The sequence below is a fragment of the Clostridium sp. K13 genome (assembly GCF_019734195.1).
Lineage (GTDB): Bacteria > Bacillota > Clostridia > Clostridiales > Clostridiaceae > Clostridium.
Genome location: NZ_JAASHM010000043.1, coordinates 1 through 21,037, shown reverse-complemented (window position 1 = coordinate 21,037; position 21,037 = coordinate 1). Strand labels below are relative to the sequence as shown.

17 protein-coding genes, 1 pseudogene and 4 riboswitches are annotated in these 21,037 nt (G+C 27.3%); of the genes and pseudogenes, 5 read left to right on the top strand and 13 right to left on the bottom strand.

What is annotated here, in order from left to right; genetic code table 11:
• Positions 1-276: 276 nt before the first annotated feature.
• From HCG76_RS16495 to HCG76_RS16485, 3 genes are all read right to left on the bottom strand, one after another.
• On the bottom strand, positions 277-2,478 hold the full coding sequence (locus tag HCG76_RS16495) for a heavy metal translocating P-type ATPase (RefSeq protein WP_221701347.1): 2,202 nt from the start codon (positions 2,476-2,478) through the stop codon (positions 277-279).
• Between the two features lie 31 nt (positions 2,479-2,509).
• Entirely contained in the window at positions 2,510-2,878 is a 369-nt protein-coding gene (locus HCG76_RS16490) for an ArsR/SmtB family transcription factor (protein ID WP_221701346.1), read from the bottom strand.
• Positions 2,879-3,113: 235 nt separating this feature from the next.
• Positions 3,114-5,780 carry a cation-translocating P-type ATPase gene (locus tag HCG76_RS16485; protein ID WP_221701345.1) on the bottom strand — a complete coding sequence of 889 codons (2,667 nt, stop codon included), beginning with the start codon at positions 5,778-5,780 and terminating at the stop codon, positions 3,114-3,116.
• A gap of 549 nt (positions 5,781-6,329) precedes the next feature.
• Between HCG76_RS16485 and HCG76_RS16480 the strand changes: the two genes are divergently transcribed.
• Positions 6,330-6,632, top strand: coding sequence for a hypothetical protein (locus HCG76_RS16480; protein ID WP_221701344.1), 303 nt, complete (start codon positions 6,330-6,332; stop codon positions 6,630-6,632).
• Between the two features lie 126 nt (positions 6,633-6,758).
• Here HCG76_RS16480 and mgtE read toward each other — a convergent pair whose 3' ends face one another.
• The 8 genes from mgtE to HCG76_RS16440 all read right to left on the bottom strand — a co-directional run bounded on the left by mgtE (position 6,759) and on the right by HCG76_RS16440 (position 16,743).
• Positions 6,759-8,102, bottom strand: a complete 1,344-nt coding sequence (gene mgtE, locus HCG76_RS16475; RefSeq protein WP_221701343.1) for a magnesium transporter — start codon at positions 8,100-8,102, stop codon at positions 6,759-6,761.
• Between the two features lie 250 nt (positions 8,103-8,352).
• Positions 8,353-8,520: riboswitch (M-box (ykoK) riboswitch) on the bottom strand.
• Between the two features lie 45 nt (positions 8,521-8,565).
• Positions 8,566-9,135 (bottom strand): xanthine phosphoribosyltransferase, encoded by a 570-nt coding sequence (locus HCG76_RS16470; RefSeq protein WP_221701342.1) that lies wholly within the window; start codon positions 9,133-9,135, stop codon positions 8,566-8,568.
• A 101-nt stretch (positions 9,136-9,236) separates the two neighbouring features.
• Positions 9,237-9,337, bottom strand: a riboswitch (purine riboswitch).
• Between the two features lie 131 nt (positions 9,338-9,468).
• On the bottom strand, positions 9,469-11,874 hold the full coding sequence (locus HCG76_RS16465) for a L,D-transpeptidase family protein (protein WP_221701341.1): 2,406 nt from the start codon (positions 11,872-11,874) through the stop codon (positions 9,469-9,471).
• 146 nt (positions 11,875-12,020) lie between these two features.
• Complete coding sequence (locus HCG76_RS16460; protein WP_221701340.1) at positions 12,021-12,524, bottom strand: DedA family protein; 504 nt, start codon at positions 12,522-12,524, stop codon at positions 12,021-12,023.
• Positions 12,525-12,557: 33 nt separating this feature from the next.
• Complete coding sequence (locus tag HCG76_RS16455; RefSeq protein ID WP_221701339.1) at positions 12,558-13,088, bottom strand: phosphatase PAP2 family protein; 531 nt, start codon at positions 13,086-13,088, stop codon at positions 12,558-12,560.
• A gap of 288 nt (positions 13,089-13,376) precedes the next feature.
• The gene (locus HCG76_RS16450; RefSeq protein WP_221701338.1) at positions 13,377-13,595 is read right to left on the bottom strand and encodes a hypothetical protein; all 219 of its coding nucleotides are present in this window, start codon (positions 13,593-13,595) and stop codon (positions 13,377-13,379) included.
• Positions 13,596-13,877: 282 nt separating this feature from the next.
• Positions 13,878-15,224: a uracil-xanthine permease family protein gene (locus HCG76_RS16445; protein WP_221701337.1), complete on the bottom strand. Its 1,347-nt coding sequence runs from the start codon at positions 15,222-15,224 to the stop codon at positions 13,878-13,880.
• Between the two features lie 183 nt (positions 15,225-15,407).
• Positions 15,408-15,509, bottom strand: a riboswitch (purine riboswitch).
• Positions 15,510-15,558: 49 nt separating this feature from the next.
• Positions 15,559-16,743 (bottom strand): chloride channel protein, encoded by a 1,185-nt coding sequence (locus HCG76_RS16440; protein ID WP_221701336.1) that lies wholly within the window; start codon positions 16,741-16,743, stop codon positions 15,559-15,561.
• A gap of 137 nt (positions 16,744-16,880) precedes the next feature.
• A riboswitch (Fluoride riboswitch) is annotated at positions 16,881-16,955 on the top strand.
• A 95-nt stretch (positions 16,956-17,050) separates the two neighbouring features.
• On the opposite strand from HCG76_RS16440, the gene HCG76_RS16435 reads away from it, so the two are divergent.
• Positions 17,051-18,283, top strand: coding sequence for a cation:proton antiporter domain-containing protein (locus HCG76_RS16435; protein WP_221701335.1), 1,233 nt, complete (start codon positions 17,051-17,053; stop codon positions 18,281-18,283).
• Between the two features lie 193 nt (positions 18,284-18,476).
• On the opposite strand, the gene HCG76_RS16430 is transcribed toward HCG76_RS16435, so the two are convergent.
• Both HCG76_RS16430 and HCG76_RS16425 read right to left on the bottom strand, forming a co-directional pair.
• Positions 18,477-19,313 carry a MurR/RpiR family transcriptional regulator gene (locus tag HCG76_RS16430; protein ID WP_221701334.1) on the bottom strand — a complete coding sequence of 279 codons (837 nt, stop codon included), beginning with the start codon at positions 19,311-19,313 and terminating at the stop codon, positions 18,477-18,479.
• A gap of 207 nt (positions 19,314-19,520) precedes the next feature.
• Positions 19,521-19,991: pseudogene (locus HCG76_RS16425) on the bottom strand (mannose-6-phosphate isomerase); the annotation flags it as partial.
• Positions 19,992-20,072: 81 nt separating this feature from the next.
• Here HCG76_RS16425 and HCG76_RS16420 point away from each other — a divergent pair.
• From HCG76_RS16420 to HCG76_RS16410, 3 genes are read left to right on the top strand one after another with little or no spacing between them, the layout of a single operon-like run.
• The gene (locus HCG76_RS16420; RefSeq protein WP_221701332.1) at positions 20,073-20,435 is read left to right on the top strand and encodes a helix-turn-helix domain-containing protein; all 363 of its coding nucleotides are present in this window, start codon (positions 20,073-20,075) and stop codon (positions 20,433-20,435) included.
• A gap of 4 nt (positions 20,436-20,439) precedes the next feature.
• Complete coding sequence (locus tag HCG76_RS16415) at positions 20,440-20,763, top strand: hypothetical protein (protein ID WP_221701331.1); 324 nt, start codon at positions 20,440-20,442, stop codon at positions 20,761-20,763.
• A gap of 48 nt (positions 20,764-20,811) precedes the next feature.
• Positions 20,812-20,949, top strand: a complete 138-nt coding sequence (locus tag HCG76_RS16410; protein ID WP_221701330.1) for a hypothetical protein — start codon at positions 20,812-20,814, stop codon at positions 20,947-20,949.
• The last annotated feature ends 88 nt before the right edge of the window (positions 20,950-21,037 follow it).

The following is a 21,037-nucleotide window of genomic DNA, read 5'->3' as shown; positions in this document are numbered from 1 at the left end:
CAAATTTAGTTTTTACTATTTTATTTAATTTTATTAATTTTTATATATGAAATTCTTTTAAAGATTAGCTTTTGCTTTTTTTATTTTAAAAAATAGAGACTTATGTATAACTTAGCAGATCAGTTATACATAAGTCTCATTATAGAAGCAAAGTCAGATATTATGGACTATCTGACCTATCTACAAGAGTCAAAATGATCTTGTATGCTACGCCCTTACGCCTAAAATGTTCTCGACTTATTTTATTATAATCAAGGTAATATTCTTTGTCAATATTTATCGAATTATTCTCATTGAATTTAAAACAGCTATTAATGTTACTCCTACATCAGCAAAAACAGCAGCCCACATATTTGTTAAACCTAATACAACTAATATCATTACTATAATCTTAACTCCTAATGAAAATATAATATTTTGCCATAGTATTTTATTAGTTCTTCTTGATACCCTTATAGCTTCTGCTATTGCTTCAACTTTATCCTTCATTAAAACAACATCAGCTGCTTCTATAGCAGCATCTGAACCTATACCTCCCATAGCTACACCTATATCAGCTCTTGCTAAAACAGGAGCATCATTTATTCCATCACCAACAAATAGGACTTTTCCTTTTTGATTATTTTTATCTAATATTTCTTCTACTTTACTTACCTTATCTCCTGGTAAAAGCTCTGAATATACTTCATCAATTCCTATTGATTTTGCTACTTTTTCTGCAACTCTCTTATTATCTCCTGTAAGCATTACAGTTTTCTTTATTCCAACATTCTTTAACTCACGTAATGCTATATCTACATTTTCTTTTATCTCATCTGAAATAACTATATTACCTTTATACTGTCCATTAATAGCAACATAAACTATTGTCCCTATAGAATCTATTTCATCGAATTCTATATTATTAACCTTCATTAATTTAACATTACCAAGTAATACATCATTATCATTTATAGTAACTTCTATTCCATGACCTGAAATTTCCTTATAATCTTTTATTTCTTCCTTATTTATTTCTTTTCCATATGCTTTTGCTATTGAAATTGCAATTGGATGATTTGAATGTGACTCACCCATAGCTGTGATTTCTAATAATTCTTCTTTGCTTATATTTTTAGGATTTATTTCAGTTACATTAAATACACCCTTTGTTAAAGTACCTGTTTTATCAAATACTACTATTTCACTATCCTTAAGAGCCTCTAAATAATTTCCTCCTTTAACTAATATACCTTTTTTAGAAGCTGCTCCAATTCCTGAAAAGAATCCTAATGGAATTGAAACTACCAATGCACATGGACAAGAAACAACTAGTAATGATAATGCTCTATATATCCATACAGAAAAAGTTTCTCCTGAAATAACTAACGGTGGTATTACTGCAACTAATATTGCAATTACAACAACTATAGGTGTATATACTTTTGAGAACTTAGTTATAAATTTTTCTGTTGGTGCCTTCTTATTCGAAGCATTTTCAACTAATTCTAATATTCTAGAAACAGTTGATTCTCCAAATTCCTTATTTACCTTAACTTTTAAAACACCATTATTATTTATTGCACCTGATAGTATCTCATCACCAACTGTAATTTCACGTGGTACTGATTCCCCTGTTAACGCAGAAGTATCTATAAAGCTTGTTCCATCTAAAACAATACCATCTAGCGGAATCCTTTCACCTGGTTTAATAATAATAACCTCATCTATAGATACATTTTGTGGATCTACTTTTGCCTCTTCACCATTTCTTAAAACATTAGCATAATCTGCTCTTATATTCATAAGAGATGATATAGATTTTCTTGATTTACTTACAGCATATCCTTGGAACATTTCTCCTATCTGATAAAATAGCATAACTGCAACTGCCTCTGGATATTCACCAATAAAGAAGGCTCCCAATGTGGCAATACTCATTAAGAAATTTTCATCAAATATTTCCCCTCTAGAAATATTCTTTATTGCAATCCAAATAACTTCTCCACCAATAACTAAATAACTCGCTACAAATAATAATACAGATAGTAAATTTTCATTACCTTTATAAAGTAATGCAATAATATAAATAACAGCTCCTATTATTAACATTAGATTATCTTTTATATACCCTAGTACACTTTCATTATTTTCTTTAATTTCATGACTATGACCATGTTCATGACTATAAGAATTTTCATTATGAGATGAATGACTAGTAGAACAACAACTGCTCTTACATATATCTTGATTGATATTCATTTTTTTGCCTTCTACCTTTTCCTCAACATTTACATGTGGCTCTAGTTTTTTTACTATTGATTTTATTTCTTTTATTATTTCTTCCTTCAAATTTTCTTCATGAGCTTCTACAGTTAATATAGATGTTGAAAAATTAACAGTTGCTTCTTTAACTCCGTTTATTTTATTGACCTTACTTTCTATTTTGTTAGCACAATTAGCACAATTTAATCCATCTAGAACTAATTTAATTTCCATACCTATCCTCCTATTTATTTTTTAGTCATATCTATTCAGTGATATGTTTTAACCCTTCATCAAATATATGCTTAATATGTTCATCATCTAGAGAATAATAGATTATCTTTCCATCTCTCCTAAATCTAACAAGTCTTGCTGATTTTAAAACTCTTAATTGATGAGATATGGCTGATTGACTAACATTCAATAATGCTGACAAATCACATACACACATCTCTTCTTCAAATAATGCACAAAGTATTTTTATTCTTGTACTATCTCCAAAAACTTTAAATAACTCTGCTAAATCATATAATGTTTCTTCTTGTGGCAAACTATCTTTAACTTTGGCTACTATATCTCCATGTATTACGTTACAGGCACATCTTTCTACTTTATTATCATTATTATTTTCCATATCCTATCCACTCCTCTTATAAATATCATTTGCATTTATCATTATAATTATATTTAAATTTTTCTTCTGTGAACATATGAATAATTGTTCATATGTTATATTGTTATTATATGCTTATCATACTAAATTGGTCAACATTATTTTTCCAAATATTTTTTTATTTTTAATAATAAAACCGTCTAGATTATTTTTATATAAATTGTTAATCTAGACGGTTGATTATTATTTTAAATAATTATGCTATATTTTTTAAATTATTTTCAAACTTACCTGAAGGATTCTTTTTTACTTTTCTATTTTCTATTACTTCATTTATAATTTTAATAAATTGAATTATTAAAGTTGGTATAAATGCTAATATATATATTGTCACATATTGACTTAACATTAAGTTTTCTACTTCAAATAATCCTTGAAGAAATGGTACAAATAAAACAGCATTTAACAATACTAAACCTATTCCAAAAGCATACCAAACATACTTATTAGAAAATACACCTAGTTTAAATATTGATCCTTTACCTCTACAGTTAAACCCATGAAATAATCTAGCTAAACAAAGTGTTGCAAAGGCCATAGTTGAAGCTGTTAAAGGAGTTTTCATTGGATTTCCTGCATAAAAAGCAATTATAGTAAACATACCAATTAATAATCCTTCTAATCCTAATCCAAATAAAAAATTCTTATTTAAAATAGATTCATTTTTACTTCTTGGTTTATCCTTTAATAAATCCCTATTAGATTCTTCCATACCTATGGCTATAGCAGGTAAACTATCTGTTAAAAGATTTATAAATAGTAAATGTACTGCTGCAAAAGGCATTGGTAATGCCATAATTGAAGAGTATAGTACTGCTATTATTCCTGAAGTATTACCTGATAATAAGAATTTTATAGAATTTTTTATATTGCTATAAATACTCCTACCATTAGATACAGATTTTACTATTGTTGCAAAGTTATCATCTGTTAAAATTACTGAAGCTGCATCCTTAGAAACTTCTGTACCTGTTATTCCCATTGCTATACCTATGTCTGCTTGCTTTAATGCTGGAGCATCATTTACACCATCACCTGTCATAGCAACTATTTGTCCCTTTTCCTGCCATGCTCTTACTATTCTAATTTTATGCTCTGGAGATACTCTCGCATAAACAGATATATGTTCGATATTTTCCTTTAGTTCCTCATCTGACATTTTATCTATTTCTAATCCTTCGATTGCCCTATCTCCATCCCTTAGTATTCCAATTTCTTTAGCTATTGCTGATGCTGTTATCTTGTGATCACCAGTAATCATTATTGGTTTTATACCAGCCATTATACAATCCTCAACAGCTTGTTTACTTTCTTCTCTTGGTGGATCAATCATTGAAATTAACCCTATAAAAGTATAGCTATATTCATCATCTAATGTTAATTCTTTAATCTCATCTAATTCTTTATATGCAAATGATAATACTCTTAACCCAGACTCTGATAACCTTCTATTAACATCTAATATTTCTGATTTATCACTATCAGTTAATTCTCTAACACCCTCTGAAGTCATTATAAATTTAACTCTATCTAAAATAACATCTAAAGCGCCTTTAGTAAACATTACATTTTTATTATCAATTTTATGCAATGTACTCATTAGTTTTCTATCAGAATCAAATGGAATCTCAGCTAATCTCTTATATTCATTTCTTAATTCTAATTCATTTATTAAAATATCGTGTCCTAAATTTACTAATGCAACTTCTGTTGGATCTCCAATTTCTTTTCCATCCATTGATGTTGAATCATTACATAAAATAGAATTTTTAATTAAATATTCTTGAACCTTATTATTTAATGAAACTTCACAACCATTAATTAATTTACCATCAACATATATTTTTCTAACAGTCATTTTATTTTGAGTTAAAGTACCTGTTTTATCTGAACATATTATAGAAACTGAACCTAAGCCTTCAACTGCTCTAAGCTTTTTAATTATTGCATTTTCTTTAGCCATCTTTTGAGTTCCTAATGCTAAAACAATAGTAACTATAGAACTTAAAGCCTCTGGAATAGCAGCAACTGCTAAAGCAACAGCAAACATCAATGAATCAAGGACTGGCATATTTCTATATAAAGATAATCCAAATACAATTGCACATATAGCTAATATTATAATAGCAAGTTTTTTACTAAAATCGTCTAAGCTAACTTGGAGTGGAGTTTTCTTTTCTTGAGTTTCTTCCATAAGAGTAGCTATTTTACCTATTTCAGTTTTCATTCCTGTACTTGTAACTGCTACTAAAGCTCTACCATAAGTTACTAACGAACCAGAGAATACCATATTTTTTTGGTCTCCCAATGCTACTTCTTCACTATCTATTTTATCAATTATTTTATCTACACTTAAAGATTCTCCTGTAAGTGAGCTTTCATTTACTTGTAAAGAATAACTTTCAATTACCCTACCATCAGCAATTATTAAATCCCCAGCTTCTAAAACCAAAATATCACCTGGAACCACATCTCTTGATTGAATTTCTATCTTCTTACCATTTCTTATTACCTTTGCACATGGTGCTGATAAATCCTTTAATGAATCTAAAGATTGTTCTGCCTTAAAATGTTGAACTGTACCTAATATGGCATTTAAAATTATTACAGTAAATATAACAATAGTACTTTCTACATTGTTACTTAGCATAGAAATTATTCCTGCTGCAATTAAAATAAATATTAATAAATCCTTAAATTGACTGAAGAATACTTGAAGTATACTTTTTTTCTTTTTTTGATTCAATTCATTAAACCCATATGAATCTAAATTCTTCTTTGCTTGTTCATTACTTAATCCTTCTTTTGATACATTAAACTCCTTTAATGTATCTTCTGCAGTTTTACAAAAATACTTTTTCATAAAATCCTCCTTAATTTAATAATAAATTTGGAAACTTTTTTATTTATTAATAAAAAAGAGACCCTTAATATAATCCTCAAACTTAAGTAAAATAACTTAAGGATTATATTAAAAGTCTCGTAACCAAAATGGTATATAACACCAGGCATAACCCGCGATTGTTGATGCTATATTTTATACTACTCCCCTTTAATAGAGATATTTTGTTTTATAGAAGTTATTATATTCCAGAAAAATAAATTTGTCAATTATTTACTACAATATTTTCAAATTATTTTTTATAAATGTAATACTTCATAAAAATTATATTTTTCTCAAAATTATGAATATATTGTATTTAACTATTTGTATTTTTATGGTATAATTAATTCATAAACCTACCAGGCAAAAATAGGTTTGAAACAGGGGTAGTCTGCTAGTGCTCCTGTTTTTGAGTTTATTTAAATAAATTTAAATTTTTTGTAAACGTTTAAAGGAATTATTTAATTTTTATCGAAATATATATATATATTAAAATCTATTAATTAAATTTATAAGTGAGGGGTTAATATGGAGGGTATTTATAAACATAATAACGATTGCTTTGATGTGTATATAAGTGATAAGAATATAACTGATACTGATGAATTTTTAGGAAAAGTACTAAAATATTTACAAAACAATGGATTTTCTGTATCTTTAAAAGGCTTCGATAAATATAATCGTCCACTAGTTGAAATTAATGGAGTAATTCATACAGCAGATAAAAACTTTGCTTGTTGCCTTGTAGAAAGATTTATTAATGTTAAACATGAAATAATTTTAAAAGAAAACTTAAATAGATTTAATAAAATTTATAGTTTTATGCAATAATAATTGTTGTATATTGCATTTTTCATAATTAAAACGCATCGTTATAGCGCCCGATGCGTTTTTTATTTATTATATTCCAAAATAAAAAGCCGGTTTTTACCGACTTTAAAATATGATTTATTAATTTTATATAAGATATTGTATTAAAAGTGTTGCTAATCCTAGGAAGAAGAAAAATCCTAATACATCAGTAAATGTTGTTACAAATATAGATGATGCTAAAGCTGGATCAACTTTAAATTTCTTTAATATTATTGGTACTAAATACCCTGTAATTGTAGCTACTACCATATTTAAAATCATAGCTACGCCTATTATTATTCCAAATATAAAGTTTCTTTCCCATAAGAATCCTAAGACACCAATTATAAGGCCTATAGCTATTCCTGTTAATAATCCAACTCCAACCTCTTTTAAAAATACTTTTTTCATATTTTTAAAGTTTAATTCTCCTAATGCTAATCCTCTTACTATAATAGTTAAAGTTTGTGTTCCTGCATTTCCACCCATTCCTGTAACAATAGGCATAAATGTAGCTAATGAAACAACAGCCTCAATGGTTCCCTCAAAAGCTCCAACAACTGCTGATGCCAAAATTGCTGTAAATAAATTTACTATTAACCAAGGTAATCTACTCTTTACTGATTCAGTAAGCTTTCCATCAACTTTTTCACCTTCATCAATTCCACCTAAACGATGAATATCTTCAGTAGTTTCATCTCTTAATATTTGCATAGCATCATCAACAGTTACAACACCAAGTAATCTATTTGAATTATCAATTACTGGCATAGTTAAATATCCATACTTTTCAAATCTATGTCCAACCTCTTCTTGATCTGTGCTAAATAATATTCCTTCAACTTTAGTATGAGCTACTTCTGAAATTCTAGTTTCAAAACTAGTTGTTACCAATTCCTTTAAGGATACTACTCCTTTAAGTTTATCAAAATTATCTACAACATATAAGTCATTTATATTTTCATTTTCATCACCATATTTTTGCAAATACCTTAATGTTTGTTCCACAGTCATATTTTCTTTAAGTGCAACAAACTCTGTAGCCATTATACCAGCAGCAGTATCAGGATCATAACTTAATAATTGTCTAACCTTTCTAGCATCTTCATCTGTCATTTTTTCTAATATTTTATTAGATTGTTCTTCATCTAACATACCAAGTAAATCTGTTAATTCATCTGATGACATTTCTTCTATAATATTTTTTTGTTTATTTTCAGAGAACTCCATTAATATATCATACTTTTCTTCATCTTCAGCCTCATCGATTATATCTGCAATTAATTCCTCTGGTAATCTACATAAAATATCACTTTTATCCTCTGGACACTCACGTAATATATCAAGAATATCAACTGGATGAATATTCTCATAATATTTGATTATACTTACTTGTGGGGCATGCAATAAAAATTTTCTTAACTCTTCTTTATTCATATTTAACTTCATAGCTATTCCTCCTACCTTTTATATATAGGAAAAAGCATGCTAAAATTATAAATAATAAATAGAAGTCAAAACACTAAAAAATTCACTTTTAAAATTAGTGGTATTAACAGCTAAATTCCCATATATCATATATTTAATTTTTCCAATAATTAAACTTTTACTCGGATATGAGTCCATTAAATACCACCTCCTATTTACACAAAAAAAAGACTCTTTGTCCCTACAAACAAAAAGTCTTGTTAAATCTCACTTCTTAAATTGTAGAGCTTTAGCACTATAAAGCGTAGACTATGATAAATAATAGTCAGCTACATTAAAAATCACCTTAGCGATGATTCCTGTTAACCCATTGGAATCTCTAGATTTTTCTGGGCAGCAGCATCTTTCCTTATAGGAGCCTCACCTAACAAATTATTTAATTTTTATCTACTAATATACTATGCCTATAATTTAAATTTGTCAATTAAATAAATTCTATAATCCCTTTTCCTAACTTCCCAATTCTAGCTAAAGAATAAACATCATATCCTTTTTTATCTAAAACTCCTCTTCCTGGTTGGAATGATTTTTCTATTACTATTCCTACCCCTGCAACCTTAGCTCCTGCTTCTTCAACTAGTCTTATAGCTCCTAATGCAGCTTCTCCATTTGCTAGGAAATCATCTATTATTAATACATTGTCTTCTGGTGAAATATAATTTTTTGATAATGTTAATTCATAATCAGAACCCTTTGTAAATGAATGTACTGTTGTTTGATATACATCTCCATTTAAAATTTTAGAGCTTTGTTTCTTTAACGTAACCATTGGAAGCTCCATTTGCATTGCTGTCATTACTGTAGGTGCAATTCCTGAACTTTCAATTGTAAATATTTTAGTTATTCCATGATTCTTATAATATTCCTTAAAACAAGTCCCTATTTCATACATTAATCTTGCATCTACTCCATGATTTAAAAAAGAATCAACTTTTAATACTGTCTCACTTAATGCTCTTCCCTCTTGTAATATACGTTCCTTTAAAATATCCATTATCTCTTCTCTCCTCAACAACATTTTTTATTTAAAAAAAATCAACACCTCAAATAAATTGAGGTGTTGATAATACTTATATTTATGCTTATACATATGAAAACATAAATTCAACGCCTCGTAGTCTACTGTTTTACGGTCAGTAGGTAGAAACTTTCGGACCAATTACCGATTTTATACGAGATTTTTACAAATTCACTTATTGGTATTATACCATGAACATTGTTCTTGTAAATATATATTTTATTTGTATTTATATTCAACTTTTATTATTCCTGATATTAATAAAAAAACTTCGTAATACTTTCAAATAAAAGTATTACGAAGTTATAATTAATACCTACAAATTATAGTAGTTTTATCTTCTATATTGTTATAAATAGCTTCAGCTACACTATATGGCATATTAACACATCCATGAGATCCATTTGTTTTATAAATAGACCCTCCAAAACTACTTCTCCAACTTGCATCATGAAGACCTATTCCACCATTAAACGGCATCCAGAAACTTACTGGTGATGCATATCCATCTCCTCTTAATACAAAGTCTTTAGCCTTCCAGTCTAATCTATATACACCTGAAGGAGTTCCATTTCCTTGACTTACATTTCCAGTAACTATATTTCCTTGAGTAATTAATTCACCATTTTTATAATAAACAACTGTTTGATTACTTAAATCTACCTCAACAAAAGTATTTATTATATAATCATCAGTTGCATTTGGTGTTTTAAATGTTAAGTCCTTTGTTATTTCTTTGCCATTATTTATAGCTTCAACTATCTCATTAACAGTTGCGTCCCTATCTATATAATATATTCCTGGTGTTGTACTAACTTTTATAGCTTCTCCAGACCATCTAGTGAAATCTCTATAACTACCTAAATAATCATAATTACTTCCTAAACTATTTATATATTCTCTAATAGCATCTTCATTTAATGTTACATTAAAATCCCCATCTATATTAATCCATGTATTTATCAAGCTAGAATCTATTACAATTTGATCACCTGAGGTATTATAAATAATTTTTGCCTGTATATATTTATCAGCAGTATTTTTAGCTTTAACTACTACATCTGTTTCACTATTATATTTAGGATCTTCATAACATCCCTCTTTATCTAAATCTAAAACATTATTAATATTTTGAATATGAGTTAAAACCTTTGAATAAAACTCATCATATTTTACTTTATTCCCTTTATCTTCCTTTACAATTTCATATCCATTATCAGTATAATTAATATATGCATTTACAGGGTCTTTCATATTTTCTTCATTTAGACATTGAAGATTACCTAATACTTGCTTTAATAATACATCATCATAAGAGATTCCATCAGTGATTGTATATTCATTGTTTTTAAACATATACTTAATCCATGAAAAAGGATTTTGTTTTTCTAATAACTCATCTATTCCATTAGAAAAATCATAATTTAAACTAATATCTGTTCCTTTTAACTCTTCAGTATTATCATTTCTCTCACTAATAGTTAATACATAATCACTTGCTTTTTGAGCCATCAACTCTTGAGCTGACTTATCACTCTTTCCAGTAACATTAACCCCATTTATATATGTTCTGAAAAAGAAGTGACTATTAAAATATGCAGCCATTATTAAATATATTGCTAATAAGCTAGCGACTACTATTCCTGCTGATATCAAAATTTTCTTGTTCTTTTTATCATTTATAGTTTTTTCATTAACTTCTACAGTTGCCATCTCAACAGTTCTTTCTATTTCTTTATTCTTTATTGAATCATCTAAACTAACCTGATCTTTAACTATTTTGTTAAGCTCGTCTATATATTTAGAATACTCATTAATACTAAGCTTATTTGCAAATAACGCAATACGTTCTTTTGCTCTACTTACATCATCCTTAGTCTTAACTGATAAACTCCTATAATACTCATCTAACAGGTTATTTTTATATTCACGAATATTATTATATCCTAAAAAATCACATAAGTCTTCTAATTGATTATCTTTGTCTCCATATTTATATAATAAAGCTTTATATATATTTTCATTATATGGATTTAATTTTATTATTTCTTTTATTGTATTTAATTCTTCTTCTTTTGAAATCTTATTTTCTAATAAATTTTTAATTAGCTTATTAGATTCACTTATATCCTCAACACTATTATATGCTGATACCTTGTCTACATTATTTTCATTCAAAACATCTATTACTGCAAAATTAATATTAAATATACTTTCAATCATAGAATTAATTAACTTATTTATTATTGCTAAAGAAATACCATTCTTAATTTTTTCACTATCTAAAACTATATCTTTTTCCTTAAATTTAAAAGGTTTTTTTATTAGTTCAGAGTTAATATTTAACTTAGCATATATTACATCACCTGAATTATTCTCTTCTTTATTATTACTCTTTATTTCCTCTAAAGTATTTTCCCATGTACAATAACTATTTAGATAATATTTTTTATTAAATGTATTATTATCAATTTCAGTTATTCCAAACTCATTAATAATTTTTATTCCTTTAGAAATATACCTTTCTAAATATTCATATCCAAAGCTTTCTCCATCTTTTAATAATTGTTCAATACTATTAAACCTTTTTGTACATTCTTCAGTGAATGTTGGAACTGAATTAAAAGCTTCTTGTAAAAATTCTGCTCTTATCTCATTTAGCTTAATAAATTCATCTGGAAAATTAATATCCCCATTTAGCACTTTAAAGTTCATACTATCCTCCCATACCATTAACATTAAGTCGTTAACGAATTACCCCTTTTTATTTCTGCATCTTTCATTATACTATTAAACTTTTGTTAATTTATTACAATTTTAACACAAAAAACTTCTATTTCATATATAATTTTAAAAATATTTTATTTTAAAAATAAATATCCAAAAGCATATCCTGCATATATAAATACAAAATTCCATATAGTAATACCTATAGCTGAATACAGAGTAAATTGTATAAGCTTAACATTAAATGTACCTGCCACTAATGATATTAATGTTCTAGCAACAGGAATAATCCTAGATATAAGAATACCCATATTCCCATATTTATCTATATACATAAAAATTTTGTCTATAGCCCTTTTGGATTTAGGAAACTTGTTTTCCCATTTGTTTAAAATAGGTTTTCCACAATAATGCCCTAAAGCATATAAAACAAAACTTCCTAAAAGTCCAGCAATAACTGATATTATAAGGGTATATATAAAATTTAATCCATCGGCTTTAACTAATATACCTGCAGCTGGCATTATTAATCCTGCAGGTAAGCCTGGCAAATTTAGATATTCTAAAAAAACTATAATACCCAAAAATAAATATCCGTATTTACTCATATATTGAAGTATATCATTTATATTAGTCATACCTTCAATCTCCTTTAAATAAATTGTTTATATCTAATAAAGTTTTCCTAAAAATAACATTACAGTTAATAATCCACATAAAAAACCTATTATTCCGCCTCCAATAACATCTGAAGGATAATGTACACCTAAATAAATCCTAGAGAAAGCAATTAAGCTTGCCAATAATATTATTTCTAAAGAAGCTGCATTATCAGTCTCTATAAAAACAGCAGCCACAGCAAAAGATGATGCAGTATGTCCTGATGGAAATGAATAGGTAATTGGCCTTGATATTAAAAGTTCTTTATCACTATCACCGTAAAATGGTCGTTTTCTCTTTACAATATGTTTTATTATTCCTTCACCTAAAATAGTTGTAATTATAAGTGCCATAAGTATCATTTGTCCTAATACTCTATAATCTTGTTTTGTCATTAGCAAAACAGATATTATTATCCATACAATCCCTAAGTTCCCTGCTGAAGTTATAATTGGCATTATCTTATCAAAAGTCTTGTTTCTAAATTTCACATTTATCCATCTAAAAATCGTATTATCTATCTTTTTTAAAATTTCTATCATTTTCTTCTCTCTTTCAATAGTTTTAGTTATTAATTTTCATTATTTATATTCTTTCCATCATATATAAGCTGTATTCATTTGTTTTTCTTAATAAAAAATGTGATATAAACTTGTATTTAAACAATTTTATATCACATTTATAAATATAATTATTCACTTAATATTTTTTAGGTAATAAATATGCTCCTAACATAAATAATACACCTAAAATTAATAGTCCAATATATCCAACATTAAATACAGCTGGATATTTATCACTTATATTAAATAAAGTTATTTTTCCATAATTTAAACTGTTGAATAACCCAATTCTTTAAAATATCCATATGAAATAGAAAAGGTAAAAGCTCCAAATAATCCACCAATGAATGGTATTAAATACGTATTTATAAATGGATTGTTTCTTCCTAATTTACAATTTTCATTTTGCTCATCTTCTTTTCTTTTTATCCTTTTATTTCTTAATAATAAATAGCCTATAAAACTTCCAACTGGTATTGAAAGCACAAAAATATTCCCATAATTAATAGGTTCTTTAAATTTTTTAGCTATTTCTCCATCATTTTTATCATAGTATGCATTAGTACTTTTATATCCACTTTCTCTTGAATTATCTACTGTAATAATATTTTTATCTATGCTACTTAGTAAGTATATACTTCTTAGTAAATTTATTTTGTAACTATATCACAAATTTATTTTCTCTATACATAATAGTGTTACCTAACTTTAAATTAAATAAAAAAATCTCAGTAATCAAAATTTTAGATTACTGAGATTGATATTATCTTATGCTGTTACTACATTATCCATTTTTTCACTTGTAACTTTATCCTCTTTTAAAACTAAATTTAGTACTAAAGCTACTATAGTTCCAATAGAAATTCCTGATGAAAATACCATCTTGATTCCTTCTGGTAACTGAGCAATAAAGTCTGGTCTAAATGTTACTCCTAAGCCTAATCCAATAGATGTAGCAATTATTAATAAACTACGCTCTGTAAGTTTAACCTTACTTAAAGTCTTTATACCAGCAGCTGCCACTGTACCAAACATAACTATTCCAACGCCCCCTAAAACAGGTTGTGGTATTTGAGTTACTAATGCTGCAACCTTAGGTAAAAATCCAAGTACAACTAATATTATACCAGCCATAACAGCTACATATTTACTAGCAACCTTAGTTAATGATATAACTCCAACATTTTGGCTAAATGATGTATTAGGGAATGAACCAACTACTCCACCAATTATACTACCTACACCATCTGCTAAAACACCTGCACCAACTTGTTCCTCTTTCATATCTATATTAGAACTTTCTCCAACTGCCTTTAAGCATCCAACTGTTTCAATTGTAGTTACAAAATAAGCTGGTAAAAATGCTAATAATGCTTTAAAATCAAAAGTTACTCCATACTCAAATATCTTAGGAATTGAAATCCAGCTTGCTTCTTTAACAGCATTAAAATCAACCATTCCTAACGGAATACAAATAATATATCCAACAATCATTCCTATAAGTATAGAAGCACTACTTATTATACCTTTTCCATATCTATTTAATATAAGTGTTATTACTAATACAAATCCTGCTATTCCTATATTTCTTAAGCTACCATAATCTGAAGCTCCTACGCCTCCTGCGGCCCAATCTATAGCTACTGGTAATAAAGTTAATCCAATTAAGCATACAACTGTACCTGTTACTAATGGTGGAAATAACTTCATTAATGGTTTTATAAAGAAACTTAATATAATTTCTAAAAATGCGCCTAGGATAGTTGCACCAATTATTCCTGGTAACCCAAGAACTGATCCTACTGAAATCGATGGAGATACAAACGTAAAGTCTGTTCCCATTATACAAGCAACTCTTGATCCTACTTTTCCAATTCCCTTAGCTTGTATTATAGTTGCTATTCCAGATGCTAAAATTGTTGCACTTATTAACGCCGTAGTAGTTGTTGCATCTAATCCAAGTGCACTTGCTATTACTAATGGAACTACTATTATTCCACCAAATGCTGCAAATATATGCTGAATTCCAAATAAAATTTTCTTTGGTAAGCTTGGATTATCATCAACCCCATAAGTTAAATTAATATCCGTTTCATAATTCTTTTCACATTTCATTAGGTTATCTTCCTCTCATCTTTGTATTAGTACTTCTAATAACTATAAACTTCCCTTTTATATCTAATCGGCTGTTACTAAATTTTGGTGAATATTTTATGCAACATACCTCTAATGTAAATTGTGTCCTAAAAAAAACAACGTCTCAAAATAAATTGAGGCGTTGCTATAAATTAAAATCTTATTAACTCTGCAACTCCCCGTAGTCTACTAATTTAAGGTTAGTAGGTAGAAACATTCGGACCATATTACCGATTATATACGAGTTTTTTTATCTTACATACGTATTATATCACGAACGTTATATATGTCAATATTAATTTTTGTTTGTATTTTATTCATTCCATAATTGTGATGTATAAATTCCTTTATGCCCTGATACAAAAACCGCTATTATACAAACCATCATTGCAAAAACTATATCATTAGCTCCAAAAAGCTCCACATACATCATAAAACAGGCTATAGGTGCATTAGTTGCACCAGAAAAAACTCCAACAAACCCTAATGCTGCTGCAAATGCAAATGGAACTCCAAATATATGTGATAAAGTTGCTCCAAGAGTAGCTCCAATAACAAATAAAGGCGTAACTTCTCCACCCTGATATCCAGCTCCCAAACAAAGAGTTGTTAATATAAGTTTTATTATGAATGCCAAATAAGGAACATTACCCTCAAATGCATCACTTAATAATCCAAGGCTTAAATTATTATATAATCTATTTCCTAAAATTAATGTTGCTATTACCATTAAGGTTCCACCTATAAATATCTTTAAATAAGAATTTTTGCAGTACTTTCCTAATACCTTTTTAAACCAATGAGTCATATATACAAATAATCTGCTTGCTAACCCAAAACAAATTGCCATTGCAATTACTTTTAATACCATTATTAATGTAAAAGCTTCAACTGGTGGTATTTTATAATGACTATGCTTTACTCCTAATAACTTAACAACGGCATTCCCAGTAATAGAAGCTATTATCGCTGGAACCATGGAGTTATAACTTAGACTACCTATATTAGCTATTTCTAAAGCAAATATTGTTGCTGTAATAGGTGTCCCATAAACTGATGAAAATCCTGCCGCAACACCACTTATTAACAAAATTTTCTTTTCATCTACTGTACTTTTAAAACTTCTAGCTAAAGAACTTCCTACTGTTCCCCCTATTTGCACTCCTGAACCCTCTCTACCTACTGATCCACCAAAAAGATGAGTTAATATAGTCCCTAAAAAAACTAAAGGAGCCATAATAAATTTTATTTCTTCTTTACTACCATTTATATCTTCTATTATTAAATTATTTCCCTTTTGAGAATTATCACCAAACTTTGTATAAAGATAAGTCATAAAAACTCCTGATAAAGGTAAAATAAATATTAACCAATAATATTTTAAATTTAAATCAACAGCTTTTTCTAATAGTATTAAAAATATACCTATGAATAATCCTGAAATTCCACCTATTAATATAGATATTAAAGCTAACTTAATTATTTTAGTACTTTTCATTTGCTTCACTCCTTTACCCTCTTACTTATTAAGTTCCCCTAAACAAAAAAATAATACCTATAAACATAATGGTTTTAAAACTAATATCATTCCAATATTAGTTTTATTGAAATATATATTTGCTTATGATATAATCAAAAAACGTAGGGAATGAAGTTCTCCCTTGATAATTATCAAAACCGCTTATTATAGCTAATGACTTCTACAACTTTTTTTGTTGTAGAAATCATTAGCTTTTTTTATTTATAACTGAAATATAAAATTCAGTTCTTCATCAAATTTAAATACAACTTTAAGGAGAATTAGTATGTTAACGAAAGTTTTTTTAATCATTTTAAGTCTATTTTTAATTGGGCTTTTAGCAAATTATGCAGGAAAGCTAGTAGAATTTATAAAACTTCCATCCCTTATCGGAATGATTTTACTAGGTATGTTTATAGGCCCTTCATTTTTAAATGTTATTCCAAAAATAACATTAGATATAGCACCCTATATTAAAGATGTTGCACTCGTAACAGTATTATTTATAGGAGGACTAGGAATAAGCCTAAATCAAATGAAACAAATAGGCAGACCTGCTGTTTTATTAAGTATTATTCCTGCCACCTTAGAAGGATTAACTATTGCTCTTTTATCTATGATATTTTTAAAATTCACCTTTGTACAAGGAGCTATTTTAGGCTTTATAATTGCAGCTGTAAGTCCAGCTGTTTTAGTTCCTTCAATGGTTGATTTAATAAGAAGAAAAATTGGACAAGATAAGGCAATACCACAAATGCTTTTAGTAGGTGCTTCTGCAGATGATACAGTTGCAATTACCTTATTTACAACATTTTTAGGTATTTATATGTCTGGTGTAAGTGGAAAATCAGTATCTATTTCTAAAGAACTTATATCAATTCCTCTTACTATACTTATAAGTATTGCTATTGGATGGCTTCTTTCCCTTTTGACTAAGAGTATTTTAAAGTCTATAAATATTAATGGATTTAGAGTTGTTTTTTCTTTATTTATATGTTTATTAATTAGATTTGTAGAAAATAATTTTCATTTAAAAATGTTTAATTCATTATTAACTATAATGATTTATGGATTTTTCTTAAGAACTTATTTAGATGATCTCGCTAAAAAAATTCAAGATGGAATTAATGTTGTTTGGAAGTATGGAAAGTTATATTTATTTACCTTTGTAGGTATGGCCATTAATCCAAGTCTTGTTGGTGAATACCTGTGGATTGGTATAGGAATGCTTATTATATCTTTAACTGTACGTTCTATAGGTGTAGTTATTTCATTAATAGGTACTGATTTATCATTTAAAGAAAGAGTTTTTTGTGTAATTGCATATTTACCTAAAGCAACTGTCCAATCAGCAAAAGCTGGAATACCTCTTCAAATGGGAGTTGTTGGCGGAGAAATAATGCAAGCTATTGCTATCCTAAGTGTTTTAGTAACTGCTCCAATTGGTGCTATTGGTATAAAAGTTACATCTTCAAAATTATTAAACCAAGGAAATAATAATGAGGAAATAGCTATATAAATAGAAAAAATCCTATATCAAAATACTTATTTAAATTTTGATATAGGTTCTTTCTCTTTATTCGTATTTTTTTAAGAATCTTTATTTCAACTTCTGGTATACTTTTTTATTTAATTATATAGAAAACGTAGATATAGATTTTTCTATAATATATTCAGCTTGTTCATATATTTATATATTTTTTAACCTTAAATTACTTAATACTATGTACAATATCTCTTGTTGTTTTAATATATTCTTTAGTTTTACCAAAATCATTTTTAGCAATACCTAAATATAATATATCAATTATTGTTAATGCATCTATTCTTGAAGTTATAGCACCAACTCTTAATTCTTTTTCATAATTTGGTAAGTATATAGTATAATCTGCAATTTTAGATAGTGAATTTTTATTATATCTAGTAATAGCTATAGTTTCTGCTCCATTTTCTTTTGCCAATCTTAAAGGAAGATTAACCTCTTTTGTTTCTCCACTATAACTTATTCCTATTGCTATATCGCCCTTTTCAATATGTACAGCTGATGATATTTGAGTATGTGGATCCATTTGATATAAAGTACTTTTATTTATTCTAAGAAGCTTTTGTTGTAAATCCATTGCAACTAATCCTGAAGCACCTATTCCAAATAAATAAATTCTTTTAGCTTTAGTCATAGCTTCTATAGCATTTTTTATAGTATCAATATTCATTAATTCCATAGTTTCTTCAATACTTGATATATTAGAAACCTTAACTTTCCTCATTATATCCTTTATAGTATCGTCTTCATTTATAATTACACTAGTATCATTTTCTTTTTCATCTCTATCTTTTGCCAAATCTACCTTTAATGCAGTAAAACCCTTATATCCAAGAGTTTTTGAAAACCTAACCACTGCTGCCGGTGAAATGTCAGCTTTATCAGATAAATCCTGAGCTGATAAACCTATAACCTCATCTTTATTTTCAAGAATATACTCAGCTAATTTCTTTTCAGTATTTGTAAAACTATTAAACCCTTCTTTAATCTTAAATATGCAACTCATAAAATCACCTTTCATTGGTTTTATTTATATTTATATCTTAAAATTTTACCTAATTATACTTTAATTTTTCCCCCTATTATAAACTTTATATTTAAATATTATCTTTTAAAGATATTTTCTGCAATATTTATATGTATTTTTATCCAAATAAAAAAGTGATAAATTGAATTTACTATTAAAACTCAATTTATCACTTTTAACTTAACATTAAATAAACGCTCCAAATTCAGGACTATCATTAATATCATTAAGCAAATGCTTAATTTCTTGATCCTTGTCTTTATCCATAACCAGGATGACATCTCCTGCATCAACAACAACCAAGTCTTTAACTCCAAACCCAATAATAAGTTTTTCATTTCCACCAAATATGGAGCAATTTTCACAATCCTGAATATAAACATTATTGCTTATCTTATTGTTTCTATATTCGCTTAAATACCTACTTAAAGCACTGAAACTTCCAATATCATCCCACTTAAAAGTTCCTTTTATTACATAGGCCTTTCTAGTTCTTTGCATTACTCCAAAATCTATAGAAATGCCATCTATTTTTTCGTACTCTTCAATAGTTACTTTCTCTTCATCTTCTTCTCCTAAATGCTGATATATATTCATTAATGACTTATACATCTGTGGTAGATATTTTTCTATTTCTCTTAATATAACATCTGCTCTCCTTACCAAATTGCAATGCTTGGACACCTTGATTTTAACTTATTTGATGAGCTTAAAAAACTTAGGATTTATGACGCTTACATGGATAAAGTCATTAGTCGTGGTATTAGCTTTGAACAGTTTTATCACTCAACTAAAGCTTTAATAGAAAGTACTAAAAATCTTGATTTTGATTGTGGCTTTTTAAAACCTAAAGATTTTAAGAACTTCTGCTCATTACTAAATATTGATTTTAAATATCTTTGTGATGAGTATTATGAATTTGTTCTTATTAAAGATTATCCCCAAATTATTTTAAATAATAGGCTATCTTTAAATCTTTCTCAAAAAGAATTAGCAGCTCAATGCAAAATAAGTCCAGTTACTATAGGTAAATTAGAAAATAAACTAAGGTATCCATCAAGAATTCAATTTTTAAAGTTGAAGGAGGTGATGAAGTTTTAACATCATGAAGCGATTTTATTTATTAGTACATAAAGATACTAACAAGACATTTGTTTTAAAACTACCTAGAAAACATTTTTCTTTTATAGTAAATGAATATTATTTCTTTCTTGAAAAAAATGAAGAAGAGTTAACTTTAGAAGAAAAACTTTGCTTACTAAATCATTCAGAAAATATAACTTGGAAAAGAATATCACTAGTTGAAGTGTTATTTAGAACTGTATTTTTAAATATAACTACACCTGTTGATTTTCAACTATTCCTTAATAGAAATAAAGTGAGTATTTTAGTTAATGGTAAGGTCCAAGGAAAGCTGATTATAAAATAAATTTACTTATTTTATATTTAATAACTTATTTTAAAAGGAGGTATATCAATGTATATAAACTATACTAGATTATTAGAAAAAATTAATGATTTAAGATTTGACTTAACATCAATTAACTCTGAATTAAAAAAATTAAGAGCAAGAGTATCTGTACTTGAAGCTAGCTTAAAAAAAGAACAAGAATAAATTTATAAAATAAATGGAGCTGTATCAGATTGAATTAATAAATTCAGTCTGAATACAACTCCTTTTTAATTGTTCAAAATTTTATACA